At 38.4% G+C, this 15489-nt stretch carries 13 protein-coding genes; 9 read left to right on the top strand and 4 right to left on the bottom strand.

Features of this window, described 5'->3' with window-relative positions:
* Positions 1 to 31 precede the first annotated feature (31 nt).
* The 7 genes from rpsO to KCTC52924_RS10620 all read left to right on the top strand — a co-directional run bounded on the left by rpsO (position 32) and on the right by KCTC52924_RS10620 (position 8270).
* Positions 32 to 301, top strand: coding sequence for a 30S ribosomal protein S15 (gene rpsO / locus KCTC52924_RS10650; protein WP_251808208.1), 270 nt, complete (start codon positions 32 to 34; stop codon positions 299 to 301).
* Positions 302 to 531: 230 nt separating this feature from the next.
* Positions 532 to 2751 (top strand): polyribonucleotide nucleotidyltransferase, encoded by a 2220-nt coding sequence (locus KCTC52924_RS10645; protein WP_251808207.1) that lies wholly within the window; start codon positions 532 to 534, stop codon positions 2749 to 2751.
* 184 nt (positions 2752 to 2935) lie between these two features.
* Positions 2936 to 3799, top strand: a complete 864-nt coding sequence (locus KCTC52924_RS10640; RefSeq protein ID WP_103440424.1) for an RNA polymerase sigma factor RpoD/SigA — start codon at positions 2936 to 2938, stop codon at positions 3797 to 3799.
* A 630-nt stretch (positions 3800 to 4429) separates the two neighbouring features.
* On the top strand, positions 4430 to 5665 hold the full coding sequence (locus tag KCTC52924_RS10635) for a DEAD/DEAH box helicase (protein ID WP_251808206.1): 1236 nt from the start codon (positions 4430 to 4432) through the stop codon (positions 5663 to 5665).
* A gap of 139 nt (positions 5666 to 5804) precedes the next feature.
* Positions 5805 to 6464: a ribulose-phosphate 3-epimerase gene (rpe, locus tag KCTC52924_RS10630; protein ID WP_251808205.1), complete on the top strand. Its 660-nt coding sequence runs from the start codon at positions 5805 to 5807 to the stop codon at positions 6462 to 6464.
* Positions 6464 to 7456, top strand: coding sequence for a YpdA family putative bacillithiol disulfide reductase (locus KCTC52924_RS10625; RefSeq protein ID WP_251808204.1), 993 nt, complete (start codon positions 6464 to 6466; stop codon positions 7454 to 7456). Before rpe ends, KCTC52924_RS10625 begins: the two co-directional genes overlap by 1 nt.
* A 247-nt stretch (positions 7457 to 7703) precedes the next feature.
* Positions 7704 to 8270 carry a hypothetical protein gene (locus KCTC52924_RS10620; protein ID WP_251808203.1) on the top strand — a complete coding sequence of 189 codons (567 nt, stop codon included), beginning with the start codon at positions 7704 to 7706 and terminating at the stop codon, positions 8268 to 8270.
* A 66-nt stretch (positions 8271 to 8336) separates the two neighbouring features.
* On the opposite strand, the gene KCTC52924_RS10615 is transcribed toward KCTC52924_RS10620, so the two are convergent.
* Positions 8337 to 9863, bottom strand: a complete 1527-nt coding sequence (locus tag KCTC52924_RS10615) for a GH3 auxin-responsive promoter family protein (RefSeq protein WP_251808202.1) — start codon at positions 9861 to 9863, stop codon at positions 8337 to 8339.
* A 231-nt stretch (positions 9864 to 10094) separates the two neighbouring features.
* A complete protein-coding gene (locus KCTC52924_RS10610; RefSeq protein WP_251808201.1) occupies positions 10095 to 10844 on the bottom strand; it encodes a glycerophosphodiester phosphodiesterase in 750 nt (249 codons plus the stop codon).
* 42 nt (positions 10845 to 10886) lie between these two features.
* On the opposite strand from KCTC52924_RS10610, the gene KCTC52924_RS10605 reads away from it, so the two are divergent.
* Positions 10887 to 11858, top strand: coding sequence for a glycerophosphodiester phosphodiesterase family protein (locus KCTC52924_RS10605; RefSeq protein WP_251808200.1), 972 nt, complete (start codon positions 10887 to 10889; stop codon positions 11856 to 11858).
* A 57-nt stretch (positions 11859 to 11915) separates the two neighbouring features.
* On the opposite strand, the gene KCTC52924_RS10600 is transcribed toward KCTC52924_RS10605, so the two are convergent.
* A complete protein-coding gene (locus tag KCTC52924_RS10600; protein WP_251808199.1) occupies positions 11916 to 13370 on the bottom strand; it encodes a PHP domain-containing protein in 1455 nt (484 codons plus the stop codon).
* A 107-nt stretch (positions 13371 to 13477) separates the two neighbouring features.
* The gene (locus tag KCTC52924_RS10595) at positions 13478 to 14401 is read right to left on the bottom strand and encodes a dihydrodipicolinate synthase family protein (RefSeq protein ID WP_251808198.1); all 924 of its coding nucleotides are present in this window, start codon (positions 14399 to 14401) and stop codon (positions 13478 to 13480) included.
* Positions 14402 to 14635: 234 nt separating this feature from the next.
* Between KCTC52924_RS10595 and KCTC52924_RS10590 the strand changes: the two genes are divergently transcribed.
* Positions 14636 to 15484, top strand: coding sequence for an AraC family transcriptional regulator (locus KCTC52924_RS10590; RefSeq protein WP_251808197.1), 849 nt, complete (start codon positions 14636 to 14638; stop codon positions 15482 to 15484).
* Positions 15485 to 15489 lie beyond the last annotated feature (5 nt).

The following is a 15489-nucleotide window of genomic DNA, read 5'->3' as shown; positions in this document are numbered from 1 at the left end:
TATACATAAAAATCATTAAACAAATATTGGAATGTATTTAAGCAAAGAAGTAAAAGCAGAGATTTTTAAGAAGCACAATGGTGATGTAAAGAACACAGGTTCTTCTGAAGGGCAAATAGCTCTATTCACTTACAGGATAAACCACTTAACTGAACACTTGAAGAATAATCGTAAAGATTTCAACACTGAGCGTTCTTTGGTAATGTTGGTTGGTAAGAGAAGATCTCTTTTAGATTATTTAATTAAGACCGATATTGTGAGATATCGTGAAATAATCAAAGAATTAGGAATTAGGAAATAAATTTAAAAAGGGGAATTGTTTAACTTTTCCCCTTTTTTTATACAGTACCAATACTATTTATCTACGTATTGTTTTATTACAAAGTCCCTTATTTTATTGGAGGGCAAAATAAAAAGCTTACACATAGTTTTTCATTGGTCAACAACAACTACAACACAACAACGTCGTCTTAAACAGACGAAAGACCATTGTTTAACAAACCTACCAATGGTGGGTTTAAAATCGTATTTATGATACCAAAAGTATTTAGGGAGGTCATAGACCTTGGTGACGGTAGGGAAATTTCTATCGAAACCGGAAAATTGGCAAAGCAGGCCCATGGTTCTGTTGTTGTACAGTCAGGAAAATGTATGTTATTATGTACAGTTGTTTCCAATTACAAACAAAGTGATGTGGATTTTCTTCCACTTACCGTGGATTACCGTGAAAAATTTGCGGCATCCGGACGTTACCCAGGCGGTTTCTTTAAAAGAGAAGCAAGACCTAGTGATGGCGAAGTATTGACCATGAGATTGGTAGACCGTGTTTTGCGTCCACTTTTCCCAAAGGATTATCATGCTGAAACTCAGGTAATGATCCAATTAATGTCACATGACGATGACGTTATGCCAGATGCAATGGCAGGTTTAGCCGCATCTGCAGCTATTCAATTATCAGATTTACCTTTCGAATGCCCTATTTCTGAAGCACGAGTTGCTAGAGTAAATGGCGAATTCGTAATCAATCCAACACGTACGCAATTAGCAGAATCTGACATCGATATGATGATTGGTGCTTCTGCCGATTCAGTAATGATGGTGGAAGGGGAAATGGATGAGATTTCTGAAGAAGAAATGGCTGAGGCCATTAAGTTTGCTCACGAAGCAATTAAAGTTCAATGTGCTGCTCAAGTAAAATTAGCAGAAGCATTTGGAAAAAAAGAAGTTCGTGAATACGACGCAGAAAGAACTGACGAAGATTTAGCGAAGAAGATCCATGAAATGGCCTATGACAAGGTATACGCCATAGCCAAAGCTGGTTCTTCCAAACAAGAAAGAACTGCTGCCTTTGACGCAATTAAGGAAGAAATTAAAGCTTCTTTTCCCGAAGAAGAATTAGCAGATTTAGGAGGAATGATCTCCAAGTATTACTACAAAGCAGAAAAAGCCGCAGTGAGGGACCTTACCCTAAACGAAGGCCTGCGTTTGGATGGTAGAAAAACAGATGAAATTAGACCGATCTGGTGTGAGGTAGATTACTTACCTTCTACACACGGTTCTGCAATCTTTACTCGTGGAGAAACCCAAGCCTTGGCAACGGTTACTTTAGGAACATCTAGAGATGCCAACCAAATAGATATGCCCTCGTTTGAAGGTGAAGAGCGGTTTTACCTACACTATAACTTCCCTCCTTTCTCTACAGGTGAAGCAAGACCAATTCGTGGAACATCTCGTAGAGAAGTAGGCCATGGTAATTTAGCACAACGCGCCTTAAAAGGAATGATTCCTGCAGACTGTCCTTATACCGTTCGTGTAGTAGCGGAAGTATTGGAATCTAACGGTTCTTCTTCTATGGCTACAGTTTGTTCAGGTACAATGGCACTAATGGACGCTGGTGTTCAATTGATAAAGCCAGTTTCTGGTATCGCCATGGGATTGATTTCTGATGCTGATTCTGGAAAATACGCAGTACTTTCTGATATTTTAGGTGATGAAGATCACTTAGGAGATATGGACTTTAAAGTCACAGGAACTGCTGATGGTATTACAGCTTGTCAAATGGACATTAAAGTAAAAGGTTTATCCTACGAAATTTTAGTGAATGCACTAAAACAAGCACGTACTGGCCGTTTACACATCTTAGAGAAGATCACCGAAACAATTGCCGCTCCAGCTGCTGATGTGAAGGCACATTCTCCAAAAATGGTTACTAGACGTATCCCTAATGAATTCATTGGTGCGTTAATTGGACCTGGTGGAAAAGTGATTCAGGAAATGCAAAAAGAAACTGGAACTACTATTGTAATCAATGAAGATCCAGTTACTGAAGAAGGAATCGTAGAAATTTTAGGAGTAGGACAAGAAGGTATTAATGCTGTTTTAGCAAAAATAGATTCTATTTTATTTAAGCCTGAAGTGGGTAGCATATACGAAGTAAAAGTTATCAAAATGTTAGATTTTGGTGCCGTGGTTGAATACGCAGATGCTCCTGGCAACGAAGTATTGCTTCACGTGTCAGAATTGGCATGGGAACGAACCGAAAATGTTTCCGATGTAGTTAACATGGGTGATGTATTCGATGTTAAATACTTTGGGGTAGATCCAAGGACTAGAAAGGAAAAGGTATCTAGAAAAGCTATTTTACCTAAACCAGAAGGTTTTGTGGAAAGACCACCGCGAGAAGATCGTGGTAGAAATGATAGGGGAAACGATAGAAATAGAGATAGAGATCGTAAACCAAGAAGAGACTAATTTTAAAATAGTCCCACTATTACAAGCCACGTTTTCCAAATATTTTGTGAAAACGTGGCTTTTTTTATTCAGTTTGACTAAAAATCAAAAATAAAGTCCTGCTATTGTAACATTTCTAACTTATATACGTATAACCTATTGCAGCTTATGCTTAATGCACATAATTTAGAAACGAAATATTTCGATGAGACAGCTTAAAATTACAAAACAGGTTACCAATAGGGAAACAGCTTCGTTGGACAAGTACCTACAAGAAATTGGAAAGGTAGACTTGATTACTGCAGACGAGGAAGTGGAACTGGCACAACGGATCAAGGCAGGGGATCAACTTGCTCTTGAAAAACTGACCAAGGCCAACTTACGATTTGTGGTATCTGTGGCAAAGCAATACCAAAACCAAGGATTAACCCTACCCGATTTAATTAACGAAGGTAACCTTGGCTTAATTAAGGCTGCCCAACGTTTTGATGAAACACGTGGATTTAAATTTATATCTTATGCCGTTTGGTGGATCCGTCAGTCCATCTTACAAGCGCTTGCAGAACAATCCCGTATTGTAAGGTTGCCATTGAACAAGATTGGCTCCATCAATAAAATCAACAAGACTTTTGCATTCTTAGAGCAAGCCCATGAAAGACAACCTTCAGCGGAAGAAATTGCCAAAGAATTGGATATGACCGTTGAGGATGTTAAGCAATCTCTTAAAAATTCAGGTCGCCATGTATCCATGGATGCTCCCTTAATAGACGGGGAAGATTCTAACCTATACGATGTATTGCGCAGTGGGGAGTCTCCAAATCCAGACAGGGAATTGTTGCATGAATCCTTAAGGACCGAAATAGAAAGAGCTTTGGAAACGTTAACCCCTAGGGAAGCCGATGTAATTCGATTATATTTTGGCCTTGCGGGACAACATTCCATGACTTTAGAAGAAATAGGGGAAACCTTTGACCTTACCAGGGAAAGGGTTCGTCAAATTAAGGAAAAAGCTATTAGAAGATTAAAACACACTTCTAGGAGTAAAATACTTAAGACGTATCTTGGGTAACCCAATCAATTTTAATTTTCACGCAAATGCATTTCCAAGTTGGAAATATGTAGTAAAAATCGTAAATTGTAAACATTAACAACAGTTATCATGACTGTTCGTTTTTTGATTGATGAATAAACTCCGGCTGATTACCGGAGTTTTTCCATTTATATAGTCAAGCAAAAACTGCATTAAGCCCAGTATTCATTGAGTTTTAAGGAATATCCTAAACAGTCACCACACTATTTACCACACTTTTTAGTTTAGAATGATGACAATGAATTAAAGATAAATAATACTATATAAGTAAACAAAAACAATCCAAAGCAGGAATAAAAAAACGGCATATAAGTTGGTCTTATCGTAATCCAAACTTAGGAAGAATTGTAAGGCAATTGGACCTCCACTGATCAACAAACAGTTATCACTCTTATAGGGAAATAAGTAAGGCAAATAGCTATCCTCTTCTGAATTCACTTAAACCTACAAAGGCGCTATGCCGTGAATACCCATTGCTGCAACTTTATCTATTAGATTTCACCCAATACAAACCAATACTATATTAACCCCCAAAGCAAAAATTATAGGTTTAAAAAATAAACAAGGATTTAGACGTACCTTTGTATCCATATTTTTCAATTAAAATACATGAATTTTAAGGAATTAGGGCTTAATAAACCGCTTTTAAGAGCAGTTGCCGAAAAGAATTATAACGCACCCACCCCTGTTCAGGAAATGACCATTCCGCTAGTTTTGGAAGGGAAAGACGTAATTGTATCTGCGCAGACAGGGACGGGCAAAACTGCTGCCTATGCCCTTCCCATCCTTCAACTGTTGTTCAACAGACAGGAAGCCTCTAAAAAAGGAAAGAAAATAAGGGCTTTAGTAATAAGTCCCACTAGGGAATTGGCCGTACAGATCCAAGAAAATTTTAAAGAGTACAGCCTATATACGGAGCTGACCTCTACAGTAGTTTATGGGGGCACCGCTATGGAGCCACAGATCGCTGAGCTAAAAAAAGGAGTGGATATCCTTGTCGCCACTCCAGGGAGGCTACTAGACCTCCACAAACAGGATGTCATAAATTTAGATTATGTAGAAACACTGGTCTTGGATGAGGCAGACCTAATGCTGGATATGGGTTTTATTGATGATGTTAAAAAGATAGAGCGACTCTGTCCCTCTGGAAAACAGACCCTGCTATTTTCCGCTACCATTCCGTATAAGGTGGTACAATTGACGAACAGCATTTTAAAGAATGCCTCGAAAGTTAATGTAACCCCTACATCCTTGGCGGCGGCCAGGGTATACCAGCTACTCTATTTTACCCCAAAGCCAAATAAAATAGAGCTTTGCCTACACCTCTTAAGAAACACCATAAAGGGCAATATCCTAATCTTTAGGAGAACCAAACACGGGGTGGATAAATTGGAAGAGACGCTCTTAAAAAATAATTATAAGGTAGAAAGTATTCATGGCGACAAATCGCAGGACGATAGACAGGATGCCTTAAGCAGGTTTAAGAACAAAGAGGCCAATATTCTAATAGCAACAGACGTTGCTGCAAGGGGAATAGACATTGACAATTTAGACAATGTATTAAATTTTGATCTTCCCAATATCCCTGAAACCTATGTGCACCGAATTGGTAGGACCGGGAGAGCAGGACAAAGTGGAACAGCATACTCATTGTGTTCCGCAGATGAAAAAGAATATGTGATTAGCATACAAAAGTTAATGCAAAAGCATATCGATGTTGTAGAGGACCATCCTTTCCCTCTGGACCCCAAAGCCAAACCAGAAGTACATAAAAGAAAGGGCAGCAAGCATAAAAAAGGCAGAAAATCCGAAGCTTCAAAAAAGAAAAAGAAACGTTGGTATTAATGCTGTTCTATAGAAATCTACGATACGTTATTTTGAAGGGTGACTAGCCATTTACGCCTTCAAAATAGCACAAACAGAGCTTTTCTCCAGAACCTATTAAAATTATTATCTTTATAAAATAAATTTTCAGACCTCTAAAATGGATTCAAAACTTATTGCTCCTTCCTTACTGGCAGCCGATTTCGCCAACTTACAGAGAGACATTGAAATGGTAAATAATAGCGATGCTGATTGGTTTCATATCGATATTATGGATGGTGTTTTTGTACCTAACATCTCCTTTGGCATGCCGGTATTAAAGGCAATAACCGCCCACGCCACTAAAACTATAGATGTACACCTAATGATTGTGGACCCAGACCGTTATATAAAGACATTTGCCAAGCTGGGAGCCAATAACCTAACGGTGCACTATGAAGCCTGCACCCATCTACACAGAACTTTAGAGGCTATAAAGGAAGAAGGCATGGCAGCTGGAGTGGCGATCAACCCACATACCAATATTAGCCTCTTGGAAGATACTATAAACGATATCGATCTGGTACTGATCATGAGTGTAAACCCTGGATTTGGGGGACAATCTTTTATAGAGAACACCTATGACAAGATTAAAGCTTTAAAGGAACTGATCAACCGGAAAGAGGCACATACCCTAATTGAAATCGATGGAGGGGTTACTTCCGAAAATGCCAAACAGCTCATTGACGCCGGTGCAGATGTTTTAGTTGCAGGGAGTTTTATTTTTAGCAGTGAGAACCCTGCCAAAACAATAAAAGAACTAAAAGAATTAGTAGGATAATGAAGGAATTTGATATTATAATTATCGGTGGTGGACCTATAGGTATCGCATGTGGACTGGAAGCCAAAAAAAAAGGGCTGTCTTATGCAATTCTAGAGAAGGGATGCATAGTAAACTCCCTTTACAACTATCCTTTGAATATGCAGTTTTTTTCTTCTTCGGAAAAGTTGGAAATAGACAACATTCCCTTTATCAGTATTGAGGCCAAACCTAAAAGAAATGAGGCCTTGGAATACTATCGCCGAATTGTTACCAGCAATCATTTAAACATTCAATTGTTTGAAACGGTAGAATCCGTTAAGAAAGTGGATGGTCATTTTCATATTTCCTCTTCAAAAAACAACTATCGCGCAGCCAATATCATTGTGGCTACTGGGTTTTATGACATCCCCAACAAAATGGGTGTACCGGGGGAAGATCTAGTAAAAGTATCCCATTATTACAAGGATCCCCACTATTATTCCAGTCAGAAAGTGGCAGTAATAGGCGCCAGTAACTCTTCCGTTGATGCAGCCTTGGAATGCTACCGCAAAGGAGCCGAGGTTACTTTAATTGTCCGTGGTCCAGAGATTGGAGAGCGTGTTAAATATTGGGTAAGACCCGATATTATCAACAGAATTAACGAAGGCAGCATAAAAGTATATTACAACAGTACCGTAAAAGAGATTAAAGAGGAGGAAATCCTTATACAGACACCTAAAGGAGCGGTAAGCATACAAAACGATTATGTACTGGCTCTTACCGGTTATAAGCCAAACTTCGGTTTTTTGGAAAAATTGAACATACACCTATCCGAAGACAAAAAAAGACTCCCACAATACGATCCAGAGACTATGGAAACTAATGTAAAAGGAATTTATTTGGCTGGGGTGATATGTGGTGGAATGGAAACCCACAAATGGTTTATAGAAAATTCTAGGATCCACGCTCCCATGATCATCGATCATATTGAAAAGAAAATAAGGGAACAAAAAACAACTACCGTAAGCTAATACCAACTCGGATTCTGTATTTTCTATTTTATTACCCCAAATCCCGATTCACTTCCACGCTATTGGGTTAAAAGTAAATCTGAAAGAATCAGCCATTCTTGTTTCCATTTAAGTCGTCCAAATTTATTCTAATGCAATAGCAAATATTGCGGCATCCTCGTAATTTTTTTTTATCTTATACTATATTCGAATCAGGACGATAATCATTGGGGGCTATATGAGGAATTGGTTAATTTTTACACTATTTATGACGTTTATTTCAATAAATGCCCAGCACACTACCCCTGAAATTATAAAAAATGAGGTAGCTGAGGCACTTTCTTATTATCCGGAACTAGATGCAATCCCCATTTCCGTAAAATTCAAAAAAAATATTAAAAAATCCACTATGATGGCCCAACCCAAGTTTTGGAGTCTTTTTGGATCTAGAAAGAACAGAAAATATGTTATCCTGATAAGTGAAAAAATTAAAATTTCCGGAAAAGAGTTTTACACCAAATCGATCTCCAATGACATTATGATCGGATGGCTTGGACACGAATTGGGACATATAATGGATTATAAGGATCGGAGCGGTTTAAACCTATTTTGGTTCGGAATTAAATATTATCTATCCGGTTCCTATATAAAAGAGGCAGAGCGTGCCGCAGATATAAATGCCGTATCCCATGGTATGGGAAGCTATATCCTAGATACCAAAAACTTTATATTGGACCATGCAGATATTCAGCAAGATTACAAAGATCGCATCAAAAAATATTATCTATCCCCCGAGGAAATTATGGTATTAGTGGAGGAAATGGAAAGTAAATAAATTAGTATTCCAGTAGTACCAAATACGGAAAATACGCATTGTATAACACAACAATCTTGAGGTTGCCTATGATATCTTTTTCTGTGCAAAATGCTCCCATTCCTGAAACTTACCCTCATCCATTACCCGTTCCATCTTAACTTGCCCACCTTTATTTTTATTGTAGGCTGACCAATCGTGGAAGATAGATATGGGTACAAGGGTTGCTTTCACTCCCTTTAATGCCTTTGACCGAGCTACCTTGTAGTTCTTATTGGCACTTTTTAAGTAACTGTCCAGACAATCCACTATTTCCCCCTCAGCTGCGCTTCCATCCGTTCCCAAATACCAGCAGTGGTAAAACTCTCCTTCAATTTTTTTAGCGCAGATTGTATATTCTGGTATTTTAATGGAGAACTGGTCCTCCAAATGATTTACGGCATCGTCCATTTTATTGACCGATAATTGGGATCCCACTACGTTGAGGAAAAATTTGGTGCGCCCAGTGATCTTGATCTCTGCCCGCTCTACGTCCGTAAATTCTATCGTATCCCCTATTATGTAGCGCCAGGCACCAGAGACCGTACTGATAATCAACACATAATCTTGATGCAATTTTACTTCCGATAAAGGGACAGAAGGGGCATCTTTTACTAAGGCGCCATTTTGGTCGATATACTCCGGTTTAAAAGGGACAAATTCGAAATAAATGCCACCATTGGTCACTAATTGCATGGCATTGGTTTCCGGTCTCGCCTGAAATGCGATAAACCCTTCCGAGGCCAAATAAGTATCTATGACGGTAATAGGTTTGCCTAACAATGCATTAAAGCTCCTTTTATAAGGCGAAAATGCTACTCCGCCAGAGGTGTAAACTTGCAGATTAGGCCAAAGGTCATGAATGTTTTTAAGGTTGTGCCGTTCAATTACCTGCTTCAACATAAGTTCCATCCATGAAGGGATGCCGCTTAGTGCTCCGATATCCCATTCGGTGGCTTTTTCTACAATCCGATCTATCCTTTCATCCCAATCGTCTATTTCTGAAATCTCTTCTCCCGGCTTGTAATATCCCCTAAACCAAGCGGGAATTTTACTGGCACTTATTCCGCTAATCTCACCTTCCATATGTTCATCTACATTATCCAAGGCAGTAGAACTGCCCAACATCATAATATCTTTTTCGAAGAAATCTGCAGGTAGGTCAAAATTACTCAAGGCATACACTTGCTCCAACCCCGCTTCCTGTATGGCTTTTATCATCTGGTTGGTGACTGGGATTCGTTTACTGGTCTTCCCAGTAGTACCAGAACTCAGCGCAAAATAATCTGGATTACCAGGCCAACTAACATCATTGCTCCCTTCATGGATCTTACTCCACCACTCGGCATCCATCTTATCATAATCAAAATAAGGAATTCTTTCGGAAAAGGTTTTTTCCAATTCGGAGGACTCCAAAATTTCAGTAAAATTATAATGCATACCAAAAGCAGTGTTCTTGGCTTTTTCCAAAAGCATCTGCAACACCTCCTTTTGAGAATCTACTGGATTTTTATCGCTCACCAATTGCCCCCTCAAATCCAAGAACCCTTTAACTATACTTCCTACTATTGGCATTTTTTTTCTATAAAAATACAAGACCGCACTATTTAAATTGAATGCAGACCATAATTATATTGATGCAAATAAAAACTAAGGAACACTAGAAGTATCTATAACGTTTTGACCCATTTTACCTCGATTGCAATTTTCTGGGTTTCGTTACCCTATCCATGGCCTACTCCTACCATAGCACCGGTATTCTAAGTTGTAATTCCTAAGTTTATTGGTAGCCAAGTCATTCCTTGATCACTTAACCCGATTGGGATAATTGGTGATAATTCCATCTACCCCCATTCTCGCCATTCTTTTAATTTGCAGATACCCATTTACGGTATAAGGATAAATTTTAAAGCCTTCCTCATGGAGGATTCTAACGTTCTTCTTGGTCAGCTTCTTATAGTTAGGGATAATGACCATCGCCTTAAGTTCATGACCAATAGGGATAGCGTCTAAGGGGTCTTTCTGGATCAGCACTGCAATGGGGATTTTTCCATTCAACTCCCGTATTCTTTTTAATTCGTCCCATTTATAACTTGAAATTAAAAAATCCTTCAGCTCCCAATTCCCTTTATTAATATAATGATTGATTATTTCATTTACGGATTCGGCTGTGTGGGCACCCTTAAGTTCTATATTGAGCATGGTTTCGCCCTTCATCAAGTCCAACACTTCTTTTAGGGTTGGAATCTTAGTGTTTCGTGCAAGCGTTAATGCCTTCACTGCTTTAAGATCTAGCTCCTCAATATTCCCTGGTTGCCCTGTAAGTCGTTTTAAACTGGAATCGTGAAAAACCACAATTTCCCCATCTCTTGTTTTAAATACATCAATTTCCAACATATCTACCCCCAGGTCCATCGCTGTTTGGATAGATTCCAAGGTATTTTCAGTGGCATGCCCCATTGCCCCTCTATGCCCTATTACCAATGGTTTGTTTAATTGCTTACATCCACTAAATACTATAAGCATCAAAAAAACACCTGACAATTTCCTTTTCACCTGTTTTAACTTTAGGTATTTTAGTAATTGAAGTAAAAAGGTATGTCAAATTTTTATTACCACAAGGATAAATCCCATATCTTAGGGATATTTTTAATTGACATACATACTAGACCATCATCAAATTTTAGTTTCGAAATGAACCACTTCACATCCCTAATGCCTAAAAGATTTCTTTTTGTTATATCTTTTTTTCTAACTGTTGGTCTATCTGCCCAGGAATCGAACTTGGACAGTATTTTATACGACTTCAATAACAAACCTCAGCGAGTGTTGGTTGCTGCCCACAGGGCCACTAATGAACATTTTCCGGAAAACTCTTTAGCAGCCATAGAAGAGAGTATTCGCATTGGCGTGGATATTGTTGAATTGGATATAAGGCAAAGTAAGGACGGAGAGCTGGTAATAATGCACGACCGCACCTTGGACAGGACCACCAACAGCAGCGGGAAAGTTGAAGATTACACCCTGAAGGAATTAAAAGGATTTCAACTTATTATTCGGGATAGTATCACCGAGGAGCGTATCCCTACTTTTGAAGAAGTGCTTAAATTAACCAAGGGAAAGATTCTTATTGATATCGATTTTAAATTGGAGGATATGCCCTCTATTGAGAAGACCTATGCCCTTATTCAAAAATACGGGATGGAAAATCAGATTCTATTTTTTCTATACGACTATCAGGAAACGCCCACATTACAACAATTGGATAGCAACATCCGGATTATGCCAAGGGCCTATTCCAAGAAAGAGGTTAGGGCCATTTTAAAAATGGACCATATTGATATTATACATGTAGATGAAAGCTACTATAAAGACCGTACCATGCGCCGAATCACCAACTCTGGGGCAAGGATTTGGATCAATGCCCTAGGTAAATATGATGAAATGGAACGTTTAGAAAAAGATTCCGGATTTAATACCTTGTTGCGCAAGAAGCACGTTAATGTAATTCAGACTGATCTACCGGAAGCCCTTTTAAAGTACCTAAGGGCACATAATCTTCACCGATAAGCTAATAAAAGAGAATCCTCTTAAATTTGTTAATAGAGATGGGAAAGCCCTATGGTTTTATTCTTTTCTCCCTATTTTTTGCTGCGCGAAAAATCGACTGTAAATCACCATTGCCGAATAAACCGCTAAAACTCCTCCTATAATAAACAAGAGCGAGCTGTACTCATCATATAAATCACTATATCCTTCTATAACTTGGCCCCTTAAAAAGTATAACACTCCCAAGACCAGTAAAAATAAGGCATTTGCCCCTCCTGCTATTGCTAAAGTTTTGTCCCAGCCCATAACATTAGCTTTTTTAAATTTCAAAAATAACTGTAAAACACCCCACCATAATATCCAAGAAACCACCTGAAAGCTATTGAGAGTCCTAAAATAATTGACCACCGTGACAATAGGACCAAATAAAGGGCTCAGTCCTTCATTTAAAGGCCTGTCTCTGTACATTAGCACCTTTAGCTTGCTCTGATCCCTTTCCCTTAAAATTTGGAGTATGGCGCTCTCTTTATGATCTGGGTCCATCCCTGACCAATTGGGAATGGTAAAGGCATTCCAAATAGCACAAACCCTCCCGTAACCGTGGTAGTCTAGCCCACCCACCATAATCAAACCATTTTCTTCACAGTATTTTTTAAGTTCCCTAAATTGTGATCGATCGTAGTACAACTCCTTGCCAACATTTTCAATTTCAAAACCATCTACTCCCAAAGCCTTATAAAATTCCTTTTCTTTTCCCTTGCCATCAAACCAATGATTTACAATAACAGCTCCGCCATATTTGTGGGTTAACTTAACGATACTGGAATCTGGTTTATCTTTGGTAACGAAACTTCCGTCCAACCCCAGAAGACTCATGTGGTTAGAGCCCGAATGTTCTTGTCCTACAAGGACCAAAGGCTTTAGAGGAAATTTATTATTCCGCTGTTGCTCAGAAAATTCCAACGTTTTTTTATGATTGGCATGATCGGTAATAAAAAAGGCATCGAACCCATTTCTTTTATGCCATTTCCACATATTTTTTTGGGAGGTAAGTCCATCATGACTGTATTCCGTATGTGTATGGGTGGTCACTAAAATATCATTTTGGGAATTATTGACTATCGTATTATTGGGTAATGGGATAAACAGAAGTATTACAAAAATGCCAAATCCGATTCCGACCAATAACGGAAGGTTCCCCAATATTCTTAAAAGCTTCTTTCTTCTTAGCAGAATAGATTGAAGGGGTTTAAGCTGCATCAACCCATAAACCAAATAGAGGACCAAAATCCACATAACAGCAATTGGCAGCTCCTGAAGTGGATTAATAGCTCTATTAAAATAGAGTAAAGGCCCCAAAAATGGCTCGAACACAATTCTCCAAAAATGTATATGGATACCGTATTCGGCTAGGGGCTGTACTGTTAGGGCATCAATAATAGCTATTTGGTACGGAAAAAACAGGACAATGACAAAAAGGGCAAAAGGAGGGATAACCCCCATAAACGCCCTTGTCCATCTCTTGTTCTCCATGTTCCAAATTTATTCTTGCAATTTGGCCTTTCTTTTGTTGAGCAGCACAAATATTGAAGAGACAGCATTAATTATGGCTGTAGATGCCGCTGCCTTTATTATAGGATTCATATTGCTGTATTATAGTTGGTGCTTTGTTTAAACTGTCCAATATACTCCTTAATTAGATTTCGTTGATCCTCATTAAATCTCTGAAGAGGTTCAGCTACATAATCCTGACAAATGTTCATTGCAGACAAGGCAGATTTGGTACCCTTGATATGTCGAGATGAATGTTTACCCACTTCATAGATCGTGTTATGGATCATAATGACCTCTTGCCGTAAAGCTTTTACTCTATCAAAATCCCTTTCCTGCATAGCTTCATAAAGATCTACAAATAATTTCGGAAAGAAATTTGCTCCTCCTGCAACGGCACCATGTCCTCCGTTCATTATAGTTTCGGGTAAGAATAATTCGGTCCCCGTAATAACGGAAAACAAAGGGTCGTTTTTAAATTCCTCGATCAACATATAGAGAAATGAAAGGTCACCAGAACTATCCTTTATCCCTATTGCACCCAGTTCCTTTCCCCTCTTTACTATTTTCATGGACATGCTCAATTTTGTACAACTGGGCATATTGTATAAAAGAAATGGCAACGGCAAAAGGGGCACCAAATTTTCTAGGTAATCAATCATTTCTTGTTGGGATATGGGAAGGTAATAGGGCGGCGCTACTACCAGGGCATCGGCCCCCTCTTTCTTTGCATGGGTGGCTATTTCTAGCGCACCTTTAAAGGAAGTATCGGTGATCCCTACAAGAACGGGCACCTTACCGCCCACTATTTTACAGGTCTCTGTGATCAACTGTTTTCGGGTTTCATAGCTTAAACTGGGTCCCTCTCCCGAGGTCCCGAGCAAAAAAATACCGTGTACACCACCCTCTAATAAATGATGTATCAATTTCTGTAATCCGTTAAGATCCAATTCTAAATTCTCCGACAACGGGGTAATCATTGGAGGAATAATTCCTTTTATAGGTAAATTCATTTGCTTGTTTTTTAAAAGACCTCCGTTTCTTAGTTAAATTTGATAAAAGTCTGCACAGCAGGGGCAGCTGATAGTGCCTTTCAAAAATCTATTTTCAAAACAATTAAGTCTTTAACAAAATAAAATCAATTTCACTCCCTACACCACTACAATATTGTTTTAATTACATTATATTTTACCTTTTATTTTAAAATAATTAATTATATTGGTAAAAAATTGTCAATATATATAAATATGGAGTTTATTTTTGAGAAGATCTATGTCCCTACAAAGCATTCATTTATTTCTAGAAAATTGCCCTTGGCATCTAATGCCAGAATTCATTCTCATAGGAATTTTGAATTAAATTTTATAACCTCAGGATCGGGTAGAAGAATTGTAGGAGACAATATTTCTGGATTTGAAAAAGGCGACCTAGTACTCCTAGGGCCAAATTTACCGCACTGTTGGGAAGCCTTGGATTCCGAAAAGGGAAAAGACCCCTTCTGCATTGTAACCCATTTTTCGGAAGACATCATCAACTCGGATTTTTTTAAAATGCCCGAATTGGAAAAGGTTGTGGATTTGCTAAAGCAGTCCAACACAGGGCTTCGATTTAAGGTGGAAAATGATATCCATATACGATCTATACTGGAAAAAATGACGTTATTGACAGGTTTGGATTACTATATTCAATTATTAACTGTATTTAATTATCTGATACAATTGGAGGAAAGGGAAAACCTTTCTAACCCCCATAGCAACTCCCATATTTTTTCAAAAAATTTAGATAAAATAAACAAGGTTTACGAATATGTTTTTCAAAACATCCAAGAAGGAGTAAAATTGGAAGAGGCCGCAGCGGTATTAAATATGGCCCCCAGTAGTTTTTGCAGGTATTTTAAGAAAAAGACCAGCCATACCTTTATGGAGTATGTAAAAACTGTTAGAGTAGGTATAGCGGCTAAATTATTGGCGGAGACCGATAAACAGATTACCCAAATCTGCTTTGAAAGTGGTTATAACAATCTTGCCAACTTTAATCATTATTTTAAATTTATAATGGGCAAGACCCCATCAGATTATCGAAAAACATTTAGGTAGAAGTA

Source organism: Arenibacter antarcticus (assembly GCF_041320605.1).
In the GTDB taxonomy this organism is placed as follows: domain Bacteria; phylum Bacteroidota; class Bacteroidia; order Flavobacteriales; family Flavobacteriaceae; genus Arenibacter; species Arenibacter antarcticus.
This window is presented reverse-complemented; position numbering and strand designations above follow the sequence as displayed.